The sequence below is a fragment of the Pararhodobacter sp. CCB-MM2 genome (genome assembly GCF_001691415.1).
Taxonomy (GTDB): Bacteria; Pseudomonadota; Alphaproteobacteria; order Rhodobacterales; family Rhodobacteraceae; genus Pararhodobacter.
In genome coordinates this window covers 294,253-317,195 of the sequence record NZ_LRRR01000002.1, presented here as the reverse complement: position 1 = coordinate 317,195, position 22,943 = coordinate 294,253, and the positions used below count along the sequence as shown (strand labels likewise).

The 22,943-nt window shown below is 66.1% G+C and carries 24 protein-coding genes; 12 read left to right on the top strand and 12 right to left on the bottom strand.

Annotation, left to right across the window (positions count from 1 at the left end):
* Position 1: 1 nt before the first annotated feature.
* Together BCY78_RS04320 and BCY78_RS04315 are read left to right on the top strand one after the other, a co-directional pair.
* A complete protein-coding gene (locus BCY78_RS04320; protein ID WP_068298346.1) occupies positions 2–715 on the top strand; it encodes an ABC transporter ATP-binding protein in 714 nt (237 codons plus the stop codon).
* The gene (locus BCY78_RS04315; protein ID WP_068298343.1) at positions 708–1,397 is read left to right on the top strand and encodes an ABC transporter ATP-binding protein; all 690 of its coding nucleotides are present in this window, start codon (positions 708–710) and stop codon (positions 1,395–1,397) included. The genes BCY78_RS04320 and BCY78_RS04315 overlap by 8 nt, the downstream gene beginning before the upstream one ends.
* Positions 1,398–1,463: 66 nt before the next feature.
* On the opposite strand, the gene BCY78_RS04310 is transcribed toward BCY78_RS04315, so the two are convergent.
* On the bottom strand, positions 1,464–2,222 hold the full coding sequence (locus BCY78_RS04310; RefSeq protein ID WP_068298340.1) for an IclR family transcriptional regulator: 759 nt from the start codon (positions 2,220–2,222) through the stop codon (positions 1,464–1,466).
* Between the two features lie 84 nt (positions 2,223–2,306).
* On the opposite strand from BCY78_RS04310, the gene BCY78_RS04305 reads away from it, so the two are divergent.
* The 8 genes from BCY78_RS04305 (at position 2,307) to BCY78_RS04270 (ending at position 9,494) form a co-directional block, all read left to right on the top strand.
* On the top strand, positions 2,307–2,699 hold the full coding sequence (locus BCY78_RS04305; protein ID WP_233499346.1) for a Rieske 2Fe-2S domain-containing protein: 393 nt from the start codon (positions 2,307–2,309) through the stop codon (positions 2,697–2,699).
* On the top strand, positions 2,696–3,916 hold the full coding sequence (locus tag BCY78_RS04300) for an aromatic ring-hydroxylating dioxygenase subunit alpha (RefSeq protein ID WP_068298335.1): 1,221 nt from the start codon (positions 2,696–2,698) through the stop codon (positions 3,914–3,916). The genes BCY78_RS04305 and BCY78_RS04300 overlap by 4 nt, the downstream gene beginning before the upstream one ends.
* Positions 3,917–3,926: 10 nt before the next feature.
* On the top strand, positions 3,927–5,366 hold the full coding sequence (locus tag BCY78_RS04295) for a glutamine synthetase family protein (RefSeq protein WP_233499345.1): 1,440 nt from the start codon (positions 3,927–3,929) through the stop codon (positions 5,364–5,366).
* Between the two features lie 7 nt (positions 5,367–5,373).
* Positions 5,374–6,018, top strand: a complete 645-nt coding sequence (locus BCY78_RS04290) for a hypothetical protein (protein WP_068298329.1) — start codon at positions 5,374–5,376, stop codon at positions 6,016–6,018.
* A gap of 349 nt (positions 6,019–6,367) precedes the next feature.
* Positions 6,368–7,588: a zinc metallochaperone GTPase ZigA gene (gene zigA, locus BCY78_RS04285; RefSeq protein ID WP_068298326.1), complete on the top strand. Its 1,221-nt coding sequence runs from the start codon at positions 6,368–6,370 to the stop codon at positions 7,586–7,588.
* Between the two features lie 10 nt (positions 7,589–7,598).
* On the top strand, positions 7,599–7,856 hold the full coding sequence (locus BCY78_RS04280; RefSeq protein ID WP_255402827.1) for a DUF6525 family protein: 258 nt from the start codon (positions 7,599–7,601) through the stop codon (positions 7,854–7,856).
* Positions 7,857–7,923: 67 nt separating this feature from the next.
* Positions 7,924–8,592 (top strand): DUF1007 family protein, encoded by a 669-nt coding sequence (locus BCY78_RS04275; protein ID WP_083194809.1) that lies wholly within the window; start codon positions 7,924–7,926, stop codon positions 8,590–8,592.
* Positions 8,580–9,494, top strand: coding sequence for a nickel/cobalt transporter (locus BCY78_RS04270; protein WP_068298324.1), 915 nt, complete (start codon positions 8,580–8,582; stop codon positions 9,492–9,494). Before BCY78_RS04275 ends, BCY78_RS04270 begins: the two co-directional genes overlap by 13 nt.
* A 22-nt stretch (positions 9,495–9,516) precedes the next feature.
* Here BCY78_RS04270 and BCY78_RS04265 read toward each other — a convergent pair whose 3' ends face one another.
* The 8 genes from BCY78_RS04265 to BCY78_RS04230 all read right to left on the bottom strand — a co-directional run bounded on the left by BCY78_RS04265 (position 9,517) and on the right by BCY78_RS04230 (position 16,755).
* Positions 9,517–9,996, bottom strand: a complete 480-nt coding sequence (locus tag BCY78_RS04265; RefSeq protein WP_068298321.1) for an Lrp/AsnC family transcriptional regulator — start codon at positions 9,994–9,996, stop codon at positions 9,517–9,519.
* An 86-nt stretch (positions 9,997–10,082) separates the two neighbouring features.
* Entirely contained in the window at positions 10,083–10,802 is a 720-nt protein-coding gene (locus tag BCY78_RS04260; protein WP_068298319.1) for a sulfate/molybdate ABC transporter ATP-binding protein, read from the bottom strand.
* A gap of 18 nt (positions 10,803–10,820) precedes the next feature.
* Complete coding sequence (gene cysW, locus BCY78_RS04255) at positions 10,821–11,702, bottom strand: sulfate ABC transporter permease subunit CysW (protein WP_068298316.1); 882 nt, start codon at positions 11,700–11,702, stop codon at positions 10,821–10,823.
* Positions 11,683–11,934, bottom strand: coding sequence for a hypothetical protein (locus BCY78_RS04250; RefSeq protein ID WP_068298314.1), 252 nt, complete (start codon positions 11,932–11,934; stop codon positions 11,683–11,685). The genes cysW and BCY78_RS04250 overlap by 20 nt, the downstream gene beginning before the upstream one ends.
* Positions 11,927–12,766: a sulfate ABC transporter permease subunit CysT gene (gene cysT / locus BCY78_RS04245; protein ID WP_068298311.1), complete on the bottom strand. Its 840-nt coding sequence runs from the start codon at positions 12,764–12,766 to the stop codon at positions 11,927–11,929. The genes BCY78_RS04250 and cysT overlap by 8 nt, the downstream gene beginning before the upstream one ends.
* Before the next feature lie 4 nt (positions 12,767–12,770).
* Positions 12,771–13,739 carry a sulfate ABC transporter substrate-binding protein gene (locus tag BCY78_RS04240; RefSeq protein ID WP_068298667.1) on the bottom strand — a complete coding sequence of 323 codons (969 nt, stop codon included), beginning with the start codon at positions 13,737–13,739 and terminating at the stop codon, positions 12,771–12,773.
* A gap of 209 nt (positions 13,740–13,948) precedes the next feature.
* Positions 13,949–14,416 carry an Rrf2 family transcriptional regulator gene (locus tag BCY78_RS04235; protein ID WP_068298308.1) on the bottom strand — a complete coding sequence of 156 codons (468 nt, stop codon included), beginning with the start codon at positions 14,414–14,416 and terminating at the stop codon, positions 13,949–13,951.
* 92 nt (positions 14,417–14,508) lie between these two features.
* Entirely contained in the window at positions 14,509–16,755 is a 2,247-nt protein-coding gene (locus BCY78_RS04230) for an acyl-CoA dehydrogenase (RefSeq protein WP_068298305.1), read from the bottom strand.
* Between the two features lie 176 nt (positions 16,756–16,931).
* Here BCY78_RS04230 and BCY78_RS04225 point away from each other — a divergent pair, with 176 nt between their 5' ends.
* Both BCY78_RS04225 and BCY78_RS04220 read left to right on the top strand, forming a co-directional pair.
* On the top strand, positions 16,932–17,522 hold the full coding sequence (locus BCY78_RS04225) for an exopolysaccharide biosynthesis protein (protein ID WP_068298303.1): 591 nt from the start codon (positions 16,932–16,934) through the stop codon (positions 17,520–17,522).
* Positions 17,523–17,626: 104 nt separating this feature from the next.
* The gene (locus BCY78_RS04220; RefSeq protein ID WP_068298300.1) at positions 17,627–18,679 is read left to right on the top strand and encodes a DNA topoisomerase IB; all 1,053 of its coding nucleotides are present in this window, start codon (positions 17,627–17,629) and stop codon (positions 18,677–18,679) included.
* Positions 18,680–18,705: 26 nt separating this feature from the next.
* On the opposite strand, the gene BCY78_RS04215 is transcribed toward BCY78_RS04220, so the two are convergent.
* The 3 genes from BCY78_RS04215 to bhcC all read right to left on the bottom strand — a co-directional run bounded on the left by BCY78_RS04215 (position 18,706) and on the right by bhcC (position 22,943).
* Entirely contained in the window at positions 18,706–19,950 is a 1,245-nt protein-coding gene (locus BCY78_RS04215; RefSeq protein ID WP_068298297.1) for a sodium:proton antiporter, read from the bottom strand.
* 821 nt (positions 19,951–20,771) lie between these two features.
* Positions 20,772–21,731 carry an iminosuccinate reductase BhcD gene (bhcD, locus tag BCY78_RS04210; RefSeq protein WP_068298293.1) on the bottom strand — a complete coding sequence of 320 codons (960 nt, stop codon included), beginning with the start codon at positions 21,729–21,731 and terminating at the stop codon, positions 20,772–20,774.
* A gap of 48 nt (positions 21,732–21,779) precedes the next feature.
* Positions 21,780–22,943, bottom strand: a complete 1,164-nt coding sequence (gene bhcC, locus BCY78_RS04205; protein ID WP_068298290.1) for a 3-hydroxy-D-aspartate aldolase BhcC — start codon at positions 22,941–22,943, stop codon at positions 21,780–21,782.

Sequence of the window (22,943 nt, the reverse complement as noted above, 5' to 3'; positions counted from 1 at the left end):
GATGCTGAACACGGAAAATCTGGTTGTGCGGTTTGGCGGGGTCTTCGCCCTGGGCGGGGTCGATTTTGCCATGACGAAAGGCGAGGTCCATTGCCTCGTCGGTCCCAACGGGGCCGGTAAGAGCACCTTCTTCAAGGTCGTGACCGGGCAGATCGCGCCGACCTCGGGCCGCGTGAGCCTGGGGGGCAGCGACATCACCGGCGAGGGCAGCGCGCAGATCGTCCGCAGGGGGATCGGCATCAAGATGCAGACGCCGCAGCTTTTCGACGACATGACGGTCGAGGACACGATCTGGCTGGGAGCCTATCGCGGCCGCGGCAAGGCCCATGCCCGGCGCCGCACGGCAGAGCTGCTCGACGAGCTGCGTCTCGGTGAAGTGGCACGGGCCGAGGTGGGGAAGCTGGCGCATGGCCTGCGCCAGCGCGTCGAGATCGCCTCGGTCCTCGCGGGCGATCCTGAGTTGATCCTCCTCGATGAACCGGCGGCAGGGATGAGCGATGCCGATGTCGATTTTCTCGCCGCGCTGATCCTGCGCCTGCGCGGGCAGCACAGCTTCCTCGTGGTCGAGCATGACATGCGCTTCATCCGCATGATCGCGGACCGGGTGACGGTGTTCCACAACGGCAAGATCTTTCTCGAAGGGCGCAGCGACGCGGTCCTGTCGGATCAGGGGGTGAAGGACATCTATCTGGGGAAAGGCAAGGCTCATGCTTGAGGTTCAGGCACTGCACAGCGGCTATGGCCGCATCCCGATCCTGAACGGGGTCAGCCTCACGCTGGGACAGAGCGAGATCCTTGGCGTCCTTGGCCACAACGGCGCCGGCAAGACGACGCTGATGCGCGCCATCGCCGGGTTTCTGCCGGCGACGCAGGGTCGGATCGCGATGGAGGGGCGTGACCTGACCGCAGCGGCGCCGTTTCAGCGGGCCAATGCGGGACTTGGATATGTGCCGCAAGGCCGCCAGATCTTTCCGGCCCTGTCGGTGCGCGAGAATCTGACCGTGGCCGCGGCGCGCAGCGGCAGGTCCGTCGACGAGATCCTCGCGCTGTTTCCCCGGGTCGCCCGTCTGCTGGACCGTCCGGGCGGCGCGTTGTCGGGGGGCGAGCAGCAGCTTCTGGCCCTCGCGCGGTGTCTGTGCACGGGGCCCTCGGTGATGCTGCTCGATGAGCCGACCGAGGGGATACAACCCTCGATCATCGACGAGATCATCGAGACGCTTCAGACGATCAACCGGGAGCAGGGCGTCTCGATCCTGCTGGTGGAGCAGAATCTGGAATGTCTTGCGGCCCTGTCGAAGCGGATCCTGTTGCTGGATCGCGGGACGATCGTCGAAAGCATCGAGGGTCAGGCCGTGCATGACGAGGCGCGGCTCGCCAGCCTGATGATGAAGGCATAGCCGGGGCAGCCCGTCCGTGGCCTGCCATCTTGGCCGCGGCCCCTTCGGTTAAGGGCAGGATTGTTTCTACGCCTCCCGCATCCGCCCTATGCCGATCGCACTCTGCCGTAGGACATCCAGCACCCGGTCGAGCCCCGCCGGATCGTCGAAGGCATGCACCGATGCTGTCGTGGCCAACACGAAGGGCGTCTGCGCCAAGGTGCCGACCGGGACCGCGACCCCGGCGGCGCCCAGCTCGAATTCGTCGCGGGCGATGCAATAGCCCTGATCGCGCGCTGTTTCGACGGCGGCGCTCAGACGGGTGGGGTCCATTTCGGTCGCTTCGGTGTAGGGCAGGGTGGGGCGTGCCGCGAGGGTCTCGGCCATGACCTCGGGCGTTGAGCGTGCCAGCAGCATGCGGCCGACCGCCGTGTGCAACAGGGGCAGGGTACTGCCGATGCCGAAGCCCAGCGTTACTCGGGCCGAGGCAGGCGCGGCGCGGTCGACATAGACTGCCTGCAGCCGGTCCCGGGTCGCCAGCGCCACCTCCATGTCCAGCTGTTCCGCTGCGTGGCGCAGGATCGGCTGCACGACGCGCCCGATCTCCAACCGCCCGAGATAACCGCCTGCCAGCGTCAGCACCCGCGACGCCAGCCGCAGCCCGGCGGGGCTTTCCTCCAGATAGCCGCAGCGCACGAGGGTCAGGCAGAGGCGGCGCACCACCGCGCGGTCGAGGCCTGAACGGCGGGTGATCTCGGGCAGGCTCAGCGCCGGGGCGCCCTGCTCGAAACAGGACAGGACGTCCAGCCCCTTGGCCAAGGTTGCGGCGAAATCGCGATCGCTCATTTGACAGCTCCCCGCCACTCTGGCAAAGTTCGTATATCGCGCAGTATGTGCGATAATCGCACGACATGCAAGCGGGAGGTCAGCATGACAGAGCCAATGCCGGAGGGCTGGGTGCAAATCGCCCTGAGCGCGGATCTCGACCGTCCACGCCCCTTGATCCCCGTAACGCTGGCCGGTCGCGCATTGGTGCTGTTTCGCGACGACGAGGGGCAGTTGGGCCTGATCGGTCGTCATTGCCCGCATCGCGGCGCGGATCTGTGCTACGGTCGGCTGGAAGACAACGGCCTGCGCTGCCCGTTCCACGGCTGGCATTTCGACCGCAGCGGCCAATGCGTCGAACAACCGGCCGAGCCCGAGGGCTCGCGCATGCATGAACAGATCCGCATCCCGATGATCCCCGTGCGCGAAGCAGAAGGGGCGATCTGGGCGCAGGTCGGCAGGGAACTGGAACAGGCCGCTTCGGAGGGGCACGCATGATCAGCCAGCAGCTTAATGACCGCATCACCCGCATCGCCCCCGGCACCCCGGCGGGTGCCGTGCTGCGGCAATATTGGCAACCCGCCGCCTTGGTGGATGAGCTGGCGCATGGGCCGCTGGTCCCGGTGAACCTGCTGGGCGAGCGGCTGGTCCTGCGGCAGGGCGCGCAGGGGCTTGAGCTGGCGACCCGTGTGGCCTCAACGGGCGAGGCGCCGACGCATTACCCCGCGTCCGACGCCATCCAGATTGACCCCGAGGGTCCGGTCTATCCGACCGAGACCCGCGCCGGCCTGATCTTCGCCTATCTCGGCGCCGGCGACCCGCCGCCTTTCCCCGCCTTCGACTGCTTCCGCGCGCCCGACAGCCATGTCTTCGCCTTCAAGGGCCTCTGGGAATGCAACTGGCTGCAGGCCCTGGAGATCGGCATCGACCCGGCGCATGCCTCGTTCCTGCACCGCTTCCTCGAGGATGAGGACCCCGCCGACAGCTATGGCAAGCAGTTCCGTGACAAGGCGGGCGCGACCGACATTCCGATGACCAAGCTGCTTCGCGACTATCCCCGGCCGGAGATCCGCGTCGACGAGACGGAGTACGGCCTGAAAATCACCGCGCTGCGGCATATGGAGAACGGCCATACCCATGTCCGCGTCACCAACCAGATCTTCCCCGAGGCGATCTGCATCCCGATGTCGCGCGAGATGACCATCACCCAATGGCATGTCCCGGTGGATGATCAGACCTGCTACTGGGTCACGGTCTTCACCAGCTTCGACAAACCGGTGAACAAGGATCTGATGCGCGCGCAGCGGCTGAAGGAACACCGCCTGCCGGATTACGCGCCCCTGAAGAACCGCCGCAACGATTACCATTACGACCCGGCCGAGCAGGCGGCGCTGACCTATACCGGCATGGGCCTTGATATCAATGTGCATGACCAATGGGCGGTCGAGGGGATGGGTGCCATTCAGGACCGCACGCAGGAGCATCTGGGCCGCTCGGATGTGGCGATCATCCGCTACCGCCGGATGCTGCGGCGGATGATGGACGCGCTGGAGCAGGGCGACCGGGCGGCGCTGCCGATGCATGGCGCCGGGGCCGCCGCGATCCTCGGGCCGCTGTCGAACGACGCCATTGCCGAAACCGCCGATTGGCAGGACAGTTCCCGGGCGGCCGATCTGGCGCGGCGGGCAGCCTGCCCCTGGGATGCGATGGTGTGAGATGGACGGGATGACGAAGGGCGCTCTCTACGAGCGCGGCCTCTTGACCGAGGAACAGGCGCGCGCGGGTGCCGAATTGCTGGACAGGGTGCAGGCCGAGGGGTTCGAGACGATCCGCGTCCTTTTCGCCGATCAGCACGGCATCCTGCGCGGCAAGGCCATCGCCGCGCGGACCCTGGGCTCGGTGCTGGCCTCGGGCCTGTCGGTGCCCTCGACGCTGATCCTCAAGGACACGGCGCATCGCACGGTGTTCGATGTCTGGAAGGACGGGCTGACGCTGGACGGCGTGTCGCTGGCCGGGGCCGGCGATCTGCTGCTGGTTCCCGATGCCTCGAGCTTCACGCCGCTGCCCTGGTCGCCGCATTCCGCCGTCATCCTCTGCGATCTCGCCTATCGGTCGGGCCAGCGGGTCTCGGTCTCGCCGCGCGGGGTCCTGCGCCGGGCGATGGAGCGGCTGGCGGCGACGGGGCATGACGCAGTGATGGGGCTGGAGGTCGAGTTTCAGGTCTTTTCCGTCAGCGATGACGGGCTGGGGCATGATCAGGCGACGTTCCCCCCCGCGCCCTTGGCCACGCGCAACACGACGCAGGGCTGGGCCTTCCTGACCGAGACGCGCTACGGCGCCGTGGAGCCGCTGCTCGACGAGATCCGCCGCAGCGCTGAGGCGATGGGCCTCGCCCCCCGCTCGATGGAGATCGAGATGGGGCCCTCGCAATTCGAATTCACCTTCGATGCCTCCGATCCGCTGACGCAGGCCGACCGCTTCGTGCTGTTCCGCATGATGGTGAAGGAGATCTGCCATCGCCAAGGCCTGCATGCCAGCTTCATGCCCAAGCCCCGCGTTGCCAATGCCGTGGCGAATGGCTGGCATATCCACCAATCTTTGGTCTCGCGCCGGACCGGGCAGAATGTCTTCACCCCGCCGGTCGATGGCGAACCCACGCCCGAGGCCTCGAGCTGGCTCGCCGGGCTGCTGGAACACGCGCCCGCCACCTGCCTACTGACCAATCCCACGGTGAATGGCTACAAGCGGTTCAGCGCCTTCCAGCTGGCCCCGAACCGGGTGCAATGGGCGACGGACAACCGCGGGGCTATGCTGCGCGCGCTGTTCTACGCGGGCGATCCCGCCGCGCGGATCGAGAACCGCGTCGCCGATACCGCCGCGAACCCCTATTACGCGCTGGCCGGGCAGATCCTCTCGGGCCTCGACGGGCTGGAGCGCGGGGCCGAGGCCCCGCCGCCGACGCTGACGCCCTATGCCGACGATCAGCAGAGCCTGCCGGGAAGCCTCGACGCCGCGATCACCGCATTTGAAAACAGCACGCTTTATGCCCGCACACTGGGGCCGGATTTCGTCCGCTACCTCGCGCAGCTGAAGCGCGCGGAATGGGGCCGCTACCTGTCGACCATCTCGGAATGGGAACAGGCTGAATATTTCAACCTGTTCTGAGGCCGGTATGGACGATCTTCCCGTCGCAGGCCGGTTCTTCGAGGACATCATCGACGGCTATTTCCCGCTGGGCGAAAGCCTGCGGCAGATGCTGCATCGTCAGGGATTCGGCGCAGCTTTGGTGGTGATCACGCATGCGCCCCTCCTGCATTTCGCAGGGGATGATGGCGCGGGGCCGGTGCCAATGCGCCTGCAACGCGCGGCAGCCGGACTCTTGCGCGGCTTCTTCGGGCTGGCGGTCAGGGAGGGTGAGGGCCTTCGCCTGACGGGGGTGGCGGATTGGCAATGGCCGGAGAATGACCTTGGCTTCTCCACCGTGACGCGGTTGGCGGAGCCTGCGTTCCTGCGAGGCATCGGCCTTGAAGAGGGCCCGCTTGACGCCGGTGCGTTCGGAAAGGTGGTCCCGGATGAGACGTCGGGCCTTGCCATCGCCGGGCCGCAGGCGCCGGGCTGGGGATTTGCCCGAGTGCCTGAGGGGATCGAACGGGATGTCAGCCTTCTGTCGTATCCCGGCAAAACGACGCCCGGATCCGGGCCGAGGCTTCGGGTGACCCTTGCCGATGGGCGCCATAGCGACGCCTCACGCGTGCTGGCGCAAGATTTGATGGCGGGGTTTTCCCTTGGGCCTGTCGATGGAGCGGGGCACCCCTGACCTGACCCATGGCTGTGGCCTCAACAGGCTCGGCAAGGTCAGCCGCGACACAACTGGGCCGGTTTCTGGTGATCGGCATGGTTTGGTCACGGGCGTGACCTGATGGCAGCCCAACGGTGAACGCGGCGTGAGAGGCCTTCGCGCGTCAGCTCATGGCCTACAACATCCCGAAGGGCGGCAGACCCCAGGCGCAGGTCCCAACCTCCGACGCGCCGGCTTGCTTGGCCATGTTCCTGACAGCCACGGCTTCCCTTCATCGCCGCCGCGACGCGTGTTGGGGCTTGCGCATCGTTTCAGTCTTCGGATAGTTATAGTATAACATAACTACTTTGTAGAGCCGAGACCTCCAATGCCAGCCACCGACAAGCGCCTCCCTGTGACCGTCCTCTCGGGCTTTCTAGGGGCCGGGAAGACCACCCTCTTGAACAGCGTCCTGAACAATCGGGACGGCCGACGGGTCGCGGTCATCGTCAATGACATGTCCGAGGTGAACATCGACGCCGATCTGGTGCGCGAAGGCGGTGCCGATCTGAGCCATACCGAAGAAAAGCTGGTCGAGATGTCCAATGGCTGCATCTGCTGCACCCTGCGCGACGACCTGTTGGTCGAGGTGCGGCGCCTCGCCCATGAGGGGCGCTTCGACTACCTGCTGATCGAAAGCACCGGCATCTCCGAGCCCTTGCCCGTCGCCGCGACCTTCGATTTCCGCGACGAAGACGGCGAGAGCCTGAGCGACGTGGCGCGGCTGGACACCATGGTTACGGTCGTCGATGCGGTGAACCTGCTGGGCGATTACAGCAGCCATGATTTCCTCAAGGATCGCGGGGAATCTTTGGGCGAGCAGGATGAACGGACCCTCGTGGACCTGTTGGTCGACCAGATCGAATTTGCCGATGTGGTGGTGCTCAACAAGGCGGGCGATGCCGGGCCCGCGCGACTGGACGCCGCGCGCAAGATCGTCACGGCGCTCAATCCCGAGGCGCAGATCATCGAGGCCGATTATGGCCGTGTCGCGCAGGACCGGATCTTCGACACCGGGCTTTTCGACTTCGACAAGGCGCAGATGAATCCGTTGTGGGCCAAGGAGCTCTATGGCTTCGCCGATCATGTGCCGGAGACCGAAGAATACGGCGTCTCGTCCTTCGTCTACCGCGCGCGACGGCCGTTCCACCCGCAGCGGGTCCACGATGTGCTGAACGGCTCCCTGAGCGGCGTGATCCGGGCCAAGGGGCATTTCTGGATCGCCACCCGCCCGGATTGGCTGGCGGAATTCTCGCTCGCCGGGGCCTTGTCCAGCGTCAAGCCCTTGGGCATCTGGTGGGCGACCGTGCCCGAGGACCGGCGGCCCGATCACCCTCAGGCGCGTGCCTATCTGGAGGCCCATTGGCAGGAGCCCTTCGGTGACCGCCGGCAGGAGCTGGTGTTCATCGGCACCGGCATGGACCGCGCCGCGATCACGGCGGCGCTGGATGCGGCGCTGATAAACGACGCCGAGGGTTTCACCCCGCAGCTGTGGCAAGATCTACCCGATCCGTTCCCGGTCTGGCGCCGCGCGCCGCAAGCGGCCTGAGGGGCGCGCCGTGACCGGGCCTTCGTCCAACCTGCGCAGCGGTCTGAAGCGGCGGGCAGCGCGCGGCAACCCGATGTCGACTTTCGACCGCCTGCCGCCCGAGCTTCGCGGATGGCTGGCGCAGGCGGCGCTGCCGTGGTCGCCACAGTCTGCGCTGAAGATCTGGCGGCGATCGCTGACGCGCTATGATGGCGACACGGCACAGGCGCTGGCGCATCTTTCGCGCGCCGAACGGTCGATGTTGTCGCGCGACGGGTGGGCGACATGACCCGAAGATCCCCAGCCCTTGGCGCGGCAAGTTGTGAATGGCCATTCGCTGTCGGCTGTCCTAAGCCATGCCCATGCGCTGTCTCGCCGTTCTCCTCCTGTGCCTCGCCGTCGCCGGTCTTGAGCCGGATCGCGCGGTGGCGCATCCGCATGAATTCGTGGAGACACATCTCACTTTTGAGACCGATGCCGAGGGGCGGCTGGCAAGCGTGCATGTCGTCTGGGTCTGGGATGAGCTCATGTCCCTGCTGACGCTTGAAGATCTGGACCTCGACAGGGATGGCGACGGGATGCTGTCGCCCGAGGAACGCGCGGATCTGGCCGTGCGGTTCAGCGATTGGCCCGACGATTATGCGGGTGATCTCAGCCTCAGGGTGGCGGGGCAGGCGATTCCCCTCGGGCGGCCTGACGAGATGATCGTCACCTTGAGCGAGGGGCAGTTCACCCTCGATTTCCGCAGGCCGCTGACAGCACCAATCCCGACGGAAGGCCTGACCTTGCAGCTTCAGGCCTATGACCCGACCTATTACATATACTACGACGTGCCTGAGCTTCCGACGATCACGGCGGATCTGGGGTGCGACGTGACACGCACGGAGGCCGATCTCGGCGCGGCACGAAGCCTCTATGAACGGCTGCTCGGCGGGCTGACGGAAGAGCAGATCCTGATGCAGGATCAGGAACCTTTGGTCGGCGACGCCTTTGCCGACATCTTCACCCTGTCATGCGCAGACTGATCGTCCTCGCGCTCGGGCTTGCGGTCTTTGTCGGGCTGGCCCTGCTGGCTGTCGCGTTCCAGTCGAGCCTCGCCGAGATGGCGCTCGACGTTCAGCGGCAGTCCCAGAATGCGCTCGCCGGGGCCTTGCGGGCGATGCGCAACGGGCAGCCGGGGGCGGTGCTGAGCTTCTTCGGCCTGTGCTATCTCTATGGCTTGCTTCATGCCCTCGGACCCGGCCACGGCAAGGGCGTGATCGCCGCCTATGCGGCCGCCGCGCCGGTTGCGTCGTCGCGGATCATGATGCTGGCGGGCCTGTCGAGCTTCTTGCAAAGCGTGACGGCCGTGCTGGTCGTCTATGGCGCCGTGTGGCTGTTGAACGGGGCGCGTGACAGTGTCGAGGCCCTGGCCAGCCGGATCGAGCCGATCTCGTTTGCCTTTCTTGCCTTGCTGGGCCTGATGGTCGCCTTGCGCGCCGTGCGACGGCTGACAGTATCCGCGCCCGGCATGGATCACCCGCCGGCCCCGCATGTCCATCACCACGGCCCTCATGACGATAGCTGCGGCTGCGGCCATAGCCATGCGGCGGACCCGGCCAGTTTGGCGGCGGCGGGAAGCTGGAAGGAAACGGTCGCGCTGATCGCCAGTGTCGCGTTGCGGCCCTGCACCAGCGCCTTGTTCGTGCTGTTCCTCACATGGCGGCTGGATCTGGATGCCATCGGCATCATCGGCGCGCTGGCCATGGGGGTGGGGACCATGACCGTGACACTGTCCGCCGGCCTTGCCGCCACCGCTGCCCGGCGAGGGGTGCTGCGGTTCCTGCCGGAGCAGGGCGCGGTGTTCCGCGGGCTGGTGGTCGCCGAGTTGCTGCTGGGCAGCGCAATCCTGATCGTCGCCGGGGTCACGGCTGTCCGCTTGCTTTGACGGCAAGCGGACGCCGCGCCCTTCAGGGGACATCAATCTCGATTGGCAGAGCCGTGGTGTCCAGAATGACCTCCATCGAGAACTTGGAGGTGATGTTGCGGCAAGGCATGCGGCGGCTGAGGTCCAGATAGAACAGGTCGAAGGCGGCCATGTCGGGCACCACCACCTTCAGCAGGTAATCGACCTCGCCCGCCAAACGATGCACGCTGACGATCGCGGGCAGGTTGCGGACGATCTCGCGCATTACGGCCCGCCATTCCGGCGTGTGATCCAGAGCCTCTATTTCAACGAAGACCGTCAGGCCCAGACCGATCGACGCCGGATCCACGATCGCGACGCGTCGGGTGATGACGCCCAAGGCCTCGAGCTTTTGCACCCGCTTCCAGCACGGCGTCTGAGAAAGGCCGACCCTGTCGGCAAGCTGCGCAACAGGCAGGGTCGCGTCCTCCATCAGTGCTTGGAGGATCTTCCGGTCGATGCGGTCAAGGGTCTGTGCGGTCATCTTGGGCGATCTCCCATCGCTGTTGGTCGGGTCTTTGCGGCTGGCGACACCCTGCGGGCCGGCTGTCCCCTCGGCAGGTCGCGCGCCTAACCCGTGACGAAGTCGCGTACGAAATCGCTGGCAGGGCGGGCGCGGATTTCGGCGGGTTTGCCGATCTGCTCGATCCGGCCCATCGACATGACCACCACCAGATCGGCCAGTTCCATCGCCTCCTCCTGATCATGCGTCACGAAGACGGTGGTGAGCCCGGTGCGGTCATGGATCTCGCGCAGGCCCTGACGCAGCTCCCGACGCACGCGGGCATCGAGCGCGCCGAAGGGCTCGTCCAGCAAGAGCATCCGCGGCTCGATCGCCAGCGCGCGGGCCAGCGCGACCCGCTGGCGCTGGCCCCCTGACAGCTGCGAGGGATAGCGCGCGGCGATGTCGGGCAGGCGGATCATCGCCAGCAGGTTGGTGACCCGGCGGGTGATCTCGGCCTCGGCCGGACGTTCGCGGCGAGGGCGGGCCCGCAGGCCATAGGCGATGTTCTCGAAGACCGACATATGCCGGAACAGCGCGTAATGCTGGAACACGAAACCCGCGCGGCGTTCCTGCACCGACAGGCCGGTCGCGTCGCGCCCGTCAAACAGCACCCGCCCCGAACTGGGGAAATCGAGCCCCGCGAGGATGCGCAGGAGCGTTGTCTTGCCCGAGCCCGAAGGCCCCAGCAGCGCCACCAACGCGCCCGAGGAGATGGTCAGCCGCACGGGGTCCAGCGCGCGAGTGGCGCCGAAATCCTTGGCCAGGTCGTCGATATCGATATTCATGGCAAACTCCATTCGGGGTCAATGGCGGCGCGTGGCGGCCAAAAGGCCGGCATGGCGCCATTCCAGCAGGGATTTCAGGGCAAGGGTGAGCAGCGCCAGCAGCGCCAGTACCGAGGCCAGCGAGAAGGCGGCAACGGCGAGGTACTCGTTGTAGAGCATCTCGATCATGATCGGCATGGTGGTGGTCTCGCCGCGGATCTTGCCGGAGACCACCGCCACCGCGCCGAATTCCCCCATCGCGCGGGCGTTGGACAGAAGCACGCCATAGAGCAGCGCCCAGCGGATATTCGGCAGCGTCACGGTGCGGAACACCCGCCAGCCTGAGGCGCCGAGCGTGAGCGCCGCCTCTTCCTCGGCTGCGCCTTGCTCCATCATCACCGGGATAAGCTCGCGCGCGACGAAGGGGAAGGTGACGAAGAGCGTGGCCAGCAGGATCGCCGGGAAGGCGAAGACGATGGTCACATCGTGGCCCTGCAGCCAGGCGCCGAAGCTGGTGTTCACGCCATAGAGCAACACCAGCGACAGCCCGGCCACCACCGGCGAGACCGAGAAGGGCAGGTCGATCAGCGTGATCAGGAAAGCCTTGCCGCGGAAATCGAAGCGCGCGATGGCCCAGGCGGCGGCGATGCCGAACACCGCGTTCAGGGGCACCGCCAGCACCGCGGTGAGGATCGTCAGGCGGATCGCGGCGCGGGCATCCGCGCTGGACAGGGCCTCGCTCACCGCGCCCCAGCCCTGCGACAAGGCTTCCGCGAAGACCGCGATCAGGGGCGCGAAGAGGATCAGCGCGACCAGCAGCATCGCGCCGCCGATCAGGGCCCGGCGCGCGCCCGTGGGCTCGGTCGTGACCGGGGTGAAGGCGCGGGCGGGGCGGGGCGCGTCAGACCGCGAGAGGGACATGCAGGGCCTCCGGGAATAAGCCGCGAAAACGGCGGGTGGACGGTCGGAAATCCCAGGCGAGCAGCGTCAGCGCGGCCAGCATCTGCGCGCCGACATGGATCGCCACGGCGAGCGGCCAGCCGGCGCCGCCCCAGAACAAGGCGAGGGCGGTAAGGAAGCCGGGCAGGCCAAGCGCCACGGCGAGGCCGAAGCCCGATCCGGGCGGGGGGCGGTTCTCGGTATTGTCACGCATGGCCGATCCTCCGTCGGTTCCAGACCTGCAGGGCGTTGATGAGGAAGAGCAGGGCAAAGCTGATCGCCAGCATGGCGAGGCCAATCGCCGTGGCGGCGTCGTAGTTGAATTCCTCCAGCCGGATGACGATCAGCAGCGGCGCGATCTCGGTCACGTTGGGCAGGTTGCCGGCGATGAAGATTACCGAGCCGTATTCGCCCACCGACCGCGCCAGAGCCAGCGCGAAGCCTGTCAGCAGCGCCGGTGTCAGCGTCGGTAGCACCACCCGGCGCAACGTGGTCAGGCGCCGCGCGCCCAAGGTGGCCGAGGCTTCCTCGACCTCCGCGTCCAGATCCTCGATCACCGGTTGTACCGCGCGCACCACGAAGGGCAGGCCGATGAAGATCAGCGCCAGCCAGATGCCCCGCTCGGTATAGGCGACCTGCAGCCCGAGGGGCGCCAGCAGCCGGCCGAACACGCCGTTCGGTGCGTAGAGCGCGGTCAGCGCGATGCCCGCCACGGCGGTGGGCAGCGCGAAAGGCAAGTCGATGGCCGCGTCGACCAGCCGGCGGCCGGGGAAGCGGTAGCGCACCAGTACCCAGGCCAGCACGAGGCCGAAGACGAGGTTGAACAGCGAGGCGATCAGCGCCGCGCGGAAGGACAGTGCGAGCGCGTTCCAGACCCGGCGGCTGTCCAGCATCGACCAGATTTCGCCGGGACCGATCAGCGCCCCCCTGCCCAGCAATGCGCCGATCGGCAGGAGGACCACCAGCGACAGCATCGCCAGCGTGATGCCGAAGCTCAGGCCGAAACCCGGCAACGGCGAGCGGGAGCGGAGCAGGAGGGCGGTCATGGGCTCACTCCTCGTAGATCTGGTCGAAGACGCCGCCATCACCGAAGATTTCGGGCTGTGCGGTTTCCCAGCCGCCGAAATCCTCAATGGTGACCAGCGTCAGATCGGGAAAGCGCGCGATGTCCTCGGGTGTCGCGGCCGACGTGTCCCAAGCGCGGTAATAGTGCCGCAGCGCGAGGGCCTGCGCCTCAGGGCTATAGAGATACTCGAGATATTCCTGAGCCGCCGCGCGTTGGGTGTCATCGGTCAGGTTGCCCTCGACCAGGGCGACGGGCGGCTCGGCCCGGATCGAGACCGAGGGCACGACGATGTCGAAAGACTCCTCGCCCATCTCGGCCAGCGCAAGGAAGGCTTCGTTCTCCCAAGCCAGCAGCACATCGCCGAGGCCGCGCTGGGTGAAGGTCGTGGTCGCGCCGCGCGCGCCGGTATCGAGCACCGGGACATTCTGGTAGAGTTGCGTCACGAAATCGCGCGGATCCTGCCCGTTCGCCTCGGCATAGGCCCAGGCGGCGAGGAAGTTCCAGCGCGCCCCGCCCGAGGTCTTGGGATTGGGCGTGATGACCTGCACATCGCCGGTCACCAGATCGTCCCAATCCTCGATCCCCAGTGGATTGCCCTCCCGCACCAGGAACACGATGGTCGAGGTATAGGGCGAGGAATTCTGCGGCAGACGGCTCTGCCAATCCGCCGGGATGCGGCCCGTACGCTCGGCGATCACGTCGATATCGCCGGCCAGCGCCAGCGTCACCACGCTGGCGCCGAGTCCGTCGATTACCGCGCGCGCCTGACCGCCCGAGCCCCCATGCGATTGCTGGATGGTGATCGGCTCATGGCCCAGCGATGCCCAATGCTCAGCGAACAGCGCATTGTAATCACGGTAGAATTCGCGCGTCGGGTCATAGGAGACATTGAGCAGCTCTATCCCCTGCGCCTGCGCGGGGAGGCCGGGGAAGGCGCCGGCCGCAAGGGCCATCGTGGCCAAGGTGAACAGGCCGAGGCGTCGATTCAATCGCCGCGCGTGGCGGCCGGTTGGAAGGGCGTAGGACATGCGTCGCTCCTTTGCTGAACACGGTCTGATCGCGTCGCGATCGGCATTCGCCGTCGCGACACGACAATAACGACAGATTTAGTCGTGTATTGCAAAGGAATAATCACGCCTATTTTGGTCGTGTATTTGGAGGATTATTCTCCGCCGCTGGGAGTTGGCAGGGCAAAGCGTTCGAGGGGGCTCTCGTCCGCTTTCAAATCGGCCAGGGTCAGCGATTCGATCATCAGAAGATAGGTGGCGTAGAACCCGCCGAAAACGGCGCGCACGCGGCAGGTCGCCTCGTCGGTGCAATCCTCGCACCGCTGATAGGCACGCCGGGACAGGCAGGGCAGGGGCGCGAGGGGGCCGTCGATCAGGCGCAGCACTTCGGCCAACGAGACATGGGCCGGGTTCTTGATCAGCTCATAGCCCCCGTTGCGCCCGCGGCGGCTGCCGATCAGCCCGGCGCGTTTGAGGTCGAGAAGGATATGCTCAAGAAACCGCTTCGGCGCGCCAGAGCGCAGGGCGACCTCTTCAATGCGCAGGGCGTCGCCATCACCCCCCGCCTCGTCCGCAAGCACCATCAGGGCCTTGAGGGCGTACTTGGTCTTGTGAGTGATCATGCAGCAGGGCCTTCGGAATCACGACTGAGCTGATCAACTTTAGCAGGGAAATATGATTTGGGAAAACGGGCGTGAACGATGCCGCGGACGCCTCATTCGGCAGCCTTCCGCGGCTGAGGGTATGGGCTACCCTCGAGGCCGGGAAACAGCTGTGCCATGTCCTGAGGGGAGAAGTCATCCACCGCGACCACACGTTGGACGGCATCCTCCACCTCAGCCAATCGAGTGAGGTCGGCATCGGTCAGAAGCCCGGCCTCCCGCGCCTCGGCAGGCGATTTTTTCATGTCCCGCAAACGCTTGCGCAGGGGTTCGATATCAATGACCATCCGGTAGGCCCGCTCAAGCAGGCCCAGCCCGCTGTCGGGGGCGGGCGAATGCAGCGCGCCGACCAGCCGTTTGCGCGCCTCGGACGGCGCATAGACCAGCATCGCCGCCGCCTCGGTCAGCGCATCGGAGGGACCGCGAGCCTGCGCGCCGGGCCAGGTCAGCAGGCGCAGAAGCCAGCGAGCCCAGCGGGCGGGGAAATTGGCGATGGCGCCGTCAAGCGCCGCGCTGATGGACTGAAACGAGCGCTCGGATGCATGACGTAGCAAAGGTAGATCGGCCTTGGGCCGGCCGTCGTCCTCCCAGCGCTTCAGCATCGCGGCGATGAGGAACATCTCGGACAGCGCATCGCCCAGCCGGGCCGAGATCATCTCTTTCCGCTTGAGCGTGCCGCCCATGGTCAGGAAGGCCAGATCGGCCGTGATCGCATAGGCGGCCGACCACCGCGACAAGCGTGCATACAGGTCGCGCACCGGTCCCGCATCGCGCGGCGCGTGCCCCCTGCCGGTCAGCGATGTCCCGAAGGCCCGGAACGCGGTCTTCGTGGAATGGCCGACATGGGCCCAGAACAGCCGATCGAAAGCATCGAGCGCTTTGTCGCGGTCAGGCTCCTGCAGCGCGGTCATCTCGTCCAGCAGATAGGGATGCGCGCGGATCGCGCCTTGGCCGAAGATGATCAGGTTGCGCGTGACGATATTCGCGCCTTCGACGGTGATGCCGATCGGGATCGCGCGATAGGCCGGCTGCAGGTAATTGAGCGGCCCGTCGATCACCGCCTTGCCCGAATGGACATCCATCGCGTCGTTGACGCTTTGGCGCATGCGCTCGGTCGCGTGGTACTTCATGATCGCCGAGATCACCGCGAGCTTCTTGCCCTGATCGAGGATCGCTGTGGTCAGCCGCCGTCCGGCATCGATCGCATAGGCATTCGAGGCAATGCGGGCCAAGGGCTCCTGCACGCCGCCGAACAGGCCGATGGGCAGGTTGAACTGGGTGCGGATGCGCGCATAGGCACCCGTCGAATGCGCTGCCAGCGCCGTCGCCGCAGCCGAGAGCGAGGGCAGCGAGATCCCCCGCCCCGCGGCCAGCGCGCTCATCAACATCATCCAGCCGCGTCCGGCATATTCCGGCCCGCCGATGATATTCTCCAGCGGGATGAAGACATCGCGCCCCTCGGTCGGGCCGTTCATGAACATCGTCCCCGATGGCAGATGACGGCGCCCGGTCTCGACCCCCGGCAGATCGGTCGGCACCAGCGCGCAGGTAATGCCGGGTTCAGCCTCATCGCCCAGCAAGCCCTCGGGATCGCGCAGCTTGAACGCAAGGCCAAGCACCGTACAAACCGGCGCCAAGGTGATGTAGCGCTTCGACCAGTTCAGACGGATGCCGAGCACCTCCTCGCCCTGCCATTCGCCCCGGCAGACCACGCCCTCGTCGACCATGGCCGAGGCATCCGAGCCCGCCTGCTCACTGGTCAGACCGAAGGCGGGCAGCTCCTGACCTTTCGCCAGCCGCGGCAGCCAATAGGTCTTTTGCGCTTCGGTGCCGAATTGGTGGATCAGCTCGCCCGGCCCCAGCGAATTGGGCACCATCACCGTCACCGCGCCGACCACCGAGTGGCTGGAGATATAGCGCACGACCTCGGAATGCGCGAAGGCCGAGAAGCCAAGGCCGCCATGTTCCTTGGGGATGATCATGCCAAAGAAGCCATTCTGGCGCAGGAAATCCCACGCCTCTTGCGGCAAGTCCGCGTCCTGCCGGTCGATCTGCCAGACATCGAGCATGTCACAGAACTGCCGGCAAGGCCCATCGAGAAACGCCTTTTCCTCTGCCGTGAGCCGGGGGGCGGGCACCGCGCGAAGGCGCGACCAATCGGGCTTGCCGGCGAAGAGTTCGGCCTCGAAATCCACGTCGCCCGAGGCGATCGCCTCGGCTTCGGTCTTGGACAGGCTGGGCAGCGCGGTCTGCGCCCAGTCGAAGATGCGGCGGGTCAGCTGGTCGCGGCGAAAGCTCATCGGGGTCTCCTCCTAAAGGGAAAACGCCAGGTGGCCGGGTGGGGTTCCTGTGACGACCTCGCCTGCCGGCGGCACGGCCCCGTCGCGATCGGGTCTCCCCCCTCGGTGAAGACCGGGAACAGCGGGCCGCTCGCCGCGTTCTTCGAGGGTATCGGTATCACGGGACGACGGGGCGGATGACACAGCGGGAACAGACGCGGCTGACGGATCTGCTCGACGATCTTTCCGCCTCGATCGACGAGGATCGGGTCAGCATCCGGCATATCGTCGAGACACTGGGAGAGCAGTCGTCGCTCGCGCTGATGTTCCTCTTCGCGCTGATCTCCACCTCGCCGGCGAGCGCGATCCCCGGCGTGACGACGATGGTCGCGGTGATCGTCGGCCTGCTGGCCCTGCAGCTGATCGCCGGGCGGCGGCATCTTTGGTTGCCTGACCTCATCATGCGGCACAAGTTGGAGGCCAAGACGCTGCGAAAGGGGGTCCGCTGGCTGCGGCGCCCCATCGCTTTCACTGACCGGCTTCTGCGTCCCCGGCTCACCTTCCTGTCGAAGCGGCCTTGGACATGGCTGCCCTTGAGCCTGATCGTCCTTCTGACGCTCTTCATGCCGATCATGGAATTCGTGCCGACCTCGGGCTCGATTGCCTCGGCCGCCATCGCGCTGTGCGTCGCGGGCCTGCTGACGCGCGACGGCGCCTTGGTACTGCTGTCGGTCATCCCCCTCGCGGCCGTGCCGGTGACGCTATACTCGGTCGGCTTCGGCGCCTGAGGCGCCCATCCGCGCAGCCGGACGCTCAGCACAAAGCGGCGAGGGGCGGGAACCGCGCTGCACTCCGGCGGGTTCGTCCTCCACCCTCGCCCCGTGGAGAAACCATGCTGAAGCGGCTTTCCGACCCTGATCCCGATCCGGATCACGCGCTCTGGCCTGCGGAGCTGCATCACGTCAGCGACCTTGCGCCGGGATGGACACGGCGCGGCGCGGGAACCGGCTTTTACTACCTCAACACCAAGGGCGGGCGACTGCGCGACCCCCGCGGCCTCGCCCGGATCCGCGCGCTTGCCATTCCGCCGGCCTGGCGCGAGGTCTGGATCTGCCCCGATCCGCGTGGCCATATTCAGGCGACCGGACGCGACGCGCGGGGGCGCAAGCAATATCGCTACCATCCGGACTGGAGCGCGTTCCGTGACACGCTGAAATTCTCGACCCTCAGTGCGTTCGGCGATGTCCTGCCGTCACTCAGGGCGCAGGTCGAGGCCGATCTGCGCCGGCGGGGCGCCCCGCGCGAGAGGGTTCTGGCGACCGTGGTCCGCCTTCTGGACATCGGGCTGATCCGCATCGGCAACGATCGCTATGCGCTGGAAAACAAAAGCTTCGGTGCCACGACCCTGCGGACCCGGCATGTCGCGCTGCAGGGTTCGGACCTGCGATTCACCTTCACCGGAAAGTCCGGCAAGCAATGGAAACTGAAGGTTCAGGACCGACGCATCGCCTCGACCATCCGCGCGTTGCAGGAGCTACCCGGGCAACGCCTGTTTCGCTACCGCGATGACGACGGCAGGGTTCAGGATCTGATGTCGCAAGACGTGAACGACTACCTGCGCACCATCGTTGGCGAGGGGTTTTCGTCCAAGCATTTCCGGACTTGGGGCGGCAGCGTCCGCGCGCTGGAGCTGTTGTCGGTGCTGGAACGCCCCGAGGACAAGCGGACCCGCGCACAGGCACTCAACGCGACGATCGCGGACGTCGCCAAGGTCCTCAACAATACCAAGGCTGTCTGCCGCCGCAGCTATGTCCATCCCGCCCTTCTGGAGCGGTGGGAGAACGGCCTCCTGCCCGCCGATCTGAAGGGATTGAAGCGGCGTGCCCGCGCCGGTCTGGCCCCGAGCGAGACGCTGTTCCTGCATTGGCTGGCCCGGCAGACCTGATCGCAAGCGGCCGCATGGGCGCGCTGTCAATCGACCTCGATCCGCTTCATCGCCCAGCCGACGCTGAAGCCGTGCAGGATCGTCGACATTAGGATGACCAACGCGACCAAGGACCAGAGCTGGTTCTCGTTCACGAAGTCCATGTCGCGCGCCGCGTAGCACAGGTAATAGATCGATCCGATCCCCCGGACGCCATAGACGGCGATCGCCAGACGGTCGCGATGGGGAAGATCCGTGCCGATCAAGCCGATCCAGCCCGAGAGCGGTCGGATTACCACGATCAGGATCACGGCAATCGCGACATGGCGCCAGTCGAGTTCTTCGAGCACCAGCGGCAGCACCGTGCCGAGGGCAATGAGCAGGATGGCGGTCAGGGCATGTTCGATGGATTCGGTGAAATCGTGGAGCCGGCGGTGGAACCTGTGATCCTCCTCGATCCGGCGCAGCGTCAGGCCCATCACTGCGACGGCGATGAAACCATAGCCTTCGACCAGTTCCGTCGAGCCGTAGCACAGCAACACTCCCGCGGGGGCCAGCACGCCGGAGCCGGTCTCGGCCAGGGGCGTGGCCTTGGGGAAGCCGAACAGAAGCCGCGCCAGCACCCAACCGCCGGCCCAGCCCATCAGGGTGCCGACGGCAATGCGGTAGCCCACGTCCCAGACCAGCCAGCTGCCCAGCCATTCCCCAGGCGCGAAGCCCTGTGCGGCGACGATCAGCCCCAGATAGACGAAGGGAAAGGCCAGCCCGTCATTCAGCGCCGCCTCGGTCGTCAACGTGAAGCGCACGGGATGTTCTTGCCCTTCCTGCGGCGGCCCGACCTGCACATCCGCCGCCAGCACCGGATCCGTGGGCGCCAGCACCGCGCCCAGCAGGATTGCGCCGGCAAGGGTAAGGCCACCGATTCCGACGCCGAGGAACGCGAGCGCCGCGATGCTCAGCGGCATGGCGATACCCAGAAGCCGCGCGGTCGGTGTCCACCGGCGCCAAGGACGAATGCTGTCGATCCGCATCCCGGTGCCGAACAGCGCGATGATCACCGCAAGCTCGTTGAGCACCTCCCAGGGCAGGGGGGCTTCCCTCGGGTCCGGCAAGAACTGCGCTGCCGGGAATAGCCATGCCGCGCCTGCCCCAAGGAGGATCATCAGCGGGGCCGCGACAGGTTCCTGACTGGTGACAAGTCGCGGCAGCCAGCTTGCCAGAACGACGATCGCCCCGATCAGGGCCAGCGCGATGTGATAGGGCGAGAGTTCGAAGAAGGCATCTTGGGACATGCGGGCCAATGTTCAGGTGGGCCTTCGCTTTGATCGCGAGGGTCAAGACGATTGTGGGCGTTCTTCGATGAGATAGCGCGCCATCATCTGTGACCACACCATTGTTTCGTCGTGTTGCCGGGAACAGATCGGCCATGCCGTTATCTCGGACGTTAGACCCTGAGCGAGACCGCCGGGGCTGGCCCGAATGCGAGGCGGGCATCCTTGCAAAAAGCTGATTGCCGTCGAGGTCTGTCGCTCGAAACCGCAACTCGGTCTAATCCGGGCGTGACATAAGACGGATTATTCGACTTTTCGTTTTCTACCGACCATGGTGATCTGAGGCATAAGACGTCAGCCTGAAACAGGGACACCGGAAGCATTTGTCGCGGGTGAACGCCGCATTCATTTGTCGGATTGACCGCCCGAATTGCGCAGCACCGCGTCCTTCTTGCTGCGAAGGTGGTTGAAAAGGATGCTTGAAAGGTCCTCGCCCACTCGGCGACGAAGGCGACGAAGGCGACTAAGGATCATCGTCGGATGCACCCCGAACCAGCATGCCAGTCAGGGCTTCCAGCGCGACCTTCGCCTTGAACTCAGGCGCGTGCTGCTTCCGTTTCGATATCTCTGAACTCCTTCTCGTCGAAGATCAGCCGACTGCAGTTCGTAGCTTATGTCAGTGTCCGAATTTCGGGGGTAGCTCAGTCCATGTCTCTCCCACGCTTGCTGGCAGGGGGAAAGTATTGGATCACGGACGCAATTTGAAAACCGCTGTTGTGTTTGTTGCACGCAGCATTGGATGGAGCCGTCGGCTACCGGGGCACTTGCCTGCATTTTGGGGCTCAAACCGAGAGGGCCTGCCCGGATGCAACGGCTGCCGAGAGCACGGCATCGGCCACCGCGAGATCCTGAAGGGCAACGCCCGTGCCGTCGTAGATCGTGATGTCCTCGGCATTGTCCCGGCCGGGATGCGCGCCTGAAATAACGCAACCCAGCGGGGTGATGTCCGCAGGCACGATCAGCCCGGCACCTACCGCGTGTTGGAACTCGCCTATGCTCTCGGATTGAGCGATTTCGTCGGTGAAGAGTTTCCCAGCGGCGACGAGCTCCGTGGAAACCTCCTGCTTCCCGCGTGTATCCGTGCCCATGCAGGCGATATGTGTTCCGGGACGCACCCCAGCCCTTGGCAAGATCGGCGCCGTGGCAGACAGGATCGTGACGATGACATCAGCCTCGGCGGCAAGACGTTCGGGCGAGACGGGTTCGAACGGCAGGCCGAATTCCTCAGCCACCGCTGCCAGCCGCGTCAGCTTCGATGCGTCGCGGTTCCAGCCGATCACCTTGCGGAACGGCCGTTGCTCAAGGGCAGCGCGCAGCTGGAACGTCGCCTGATGCCCGGCACCGAGGATGCCCAGCACCTGCGCATCCTCGCGCGCCAGATGCCGGATCGATACGGCCGAGGCCGCCGCCGTGCGCAGCGCGGTGATTAGATTGGCCCCGACCACGGCCTTCACCTGCCCGGTATCGGCCTCGAACAGGACGATGGTCGATTGGTGGTTGGTCAGGCCGCGCGCCGCGTTGCCGGGCCAGAAGCCGCCCGACTTCAGCCCCAGCGCGCCGGATTGCCGGTCGAAGCCCGATTTGAATCCGTAGATCGCGTCGGCATGGCCCAGCTGCTCGCGGATCACCGGGAAGTTGCGCGCCCGCCCCTCGGCCATCGAGACGAACACCGCCTCCACCGCCGAGAAACAGGCCTCTCGCGTCAGCAAACCGGCGATCGCGCTTTCGGGTACGATGTACATGCTCTTCTCCTGCATCGGGGGGAGCCGAGGCGCCCCCCGGTCCTTCCCTCAATAGGCCCGGCCGCGGGCCGAGACCGGCCAGACGACCTCGACCTTGCCGCCGCGCACGCCGACATACCAGTCGTGGACATTGCAGGTCGGGTCGCAATGGCCCGGCACCAGCCGCAGCTTCTCGTTGACCTTGAGCACCCGCTGCGGATCGTCGATCACCCCGTGCTCGTCCGAGCATTTGATGTATTTCACATCGCTGCGCCCGAACACGAAGGGCAGGCCGCTGTCCACCGATTGCGCCTTCAGACCGGCATCGACGACCGCCTTGTCGGTCTTGGCGTGGCTCATCACGCTGGTGAGGATGAACAGCGCGTTGCGGAATTCGCCCTCGTCGATGCGGTTGCCGTCCTTGTCGCGGATGCGGCCGTAATCGGCATCCATGAAGGCGTAGGAACCGCATTGCAATTCGTTGTAAACGCCCGAATTGCTTTCGAAATAATACGACCCCGTGCCGCCGCCCGACACCAGCTGCGGCTTCAGCCCGACAGCCTCCAGCCCCGCGACCGCGTCATTGACCATGGCAATCGCCGCATCCAGCTTCGCCCGCCGTTCGTCATAGCGTTCGATATGCTGCATCGCGCCCTGATAGGCCTGCAGCCCCTTGAACCCCAGCCCCGGAGCCGCCTCGATCGCCTGCGCGATGGCGACGACCTCGGGCGTGGTGGTAACCCCGCAGCGACCGGCGCCGCAATCGATCTCGACGAAACAATCGAGATGCGTGCCATGGCGCTGCGCCGCCTCGGACAGTTCGGCCACATTGGCGGGATCGTCGACGCAGACGATGACCGAGGCGCCCAGTTTCGGCAGCCGGGCCAGCCGGTCGATCTTGGCCGGGTCGCGGACCTCGTTGGACACGAGGATGTCGCGGATGCCGCCGCGGGCGAAGACCTCGGCCTCGGACACCTTCTGGCAGCAGACGCCGATGGCATTGCCGATCCGCATTTGCAGCTTGGCCACATCGACCGATTTGTGCATCTTGCCATGCACCCGAAGGCGCATGCCGTGGTTGCGGGCGTAATCGCCCATCTTGCGCAGGTTCGATTCCAGCGCGTCCAGATCGAGGATCAGGCAAGGCGTCTGGATATCGGCCTCGTCCATCCCCGGCAGGGCCGGCACGTCAAAGCCGACATCCAGCTCGGCGAATTTCACATCGATGTTCAT